We start from the raw sequence: 748 nt of genomic DNA, 5'->3' as shown, positions 1-748 counted from the left end.
GCACCGCCAAACTGCTCACTCGCACTTTTCCGCGTTTGGTTTCAACTTATCATGCCGGTGAGTCGTCATCGGGCAAACTGTGGCTTTACGACGGGTTGGACAGATGCTCAGGCTACCTCTCGGATCACTGCTTTGCAGTAAGCAAAAGTATTCAAGATAAAGTGCTCTGCCCCTCGCAACTGCTCAATAACTTTGTCGCGCTACCAAGCATGAACAACCATTATCAAGAGATCTCGTTTGTTGGTCGCTTAAGCCTTGAAAAAGGCGCAGATCAATTTATCGAGTTAGCGAAAGCCTGCCCTGATTATCGCTTCTCTATCTATGGCGATGGGCCTGAGCGACAAAACTTAGAGACAACCGCACCAGCGAATGTCATTTTTCATGGTCATCAAACAGACATGAACGCGGTATGGGAAAATATCAGCGTATTGATCATCTCTTCTCGCTTCGAAGGACTACCCATGGCGGCACTTGAGGCAATGGCACGCGGCATTGTGGTGATCAGTCTAAAGGTCGGACGTTTACCCGACATCATTCAATCAGGCAACAATGGCTTTACTGCCGATGATGTCCCCGCTCTCGCGCTCAATCTACAGTACTGGATGGCGATGGAGAAAAGCCAACAAGAACGAATCCGTAAAAACGCACGCCAAACGATCGTAGAACAGTTCTCAACAGAGAGCGTTATTCCCGTATTGCTAACGCAATATCAAATTGAGATGGATAACTAACCCATATTGGTTCTCAA

1 protein-coding gene is annotated in these 748 nt (G+C 47.6%); it reads left to right on the top strand.

Annotation, left to right across the window (positions count from 1 at the left end):
* On the top strand, window positions 1-731 hold a 731-nt coding region (locus R7E78_RS26295; RefSeq protein ID WP_318058630.1), incomplete at its 5' end, for a glycosyltransferase family 4 protein.
* Between the last annotated feature and the right edge of the window lie 17 nt (window positions 732-748).

The sequence above is a fragment of the Vibrio sp. YT-19(2023) genome, assembly GCF_033337395.1.
The sequence above is the reverse complement of the archived record's forward strand: the minus strand, read 5'-3'. Positions and strand labels throughout refer to the sequence as shown.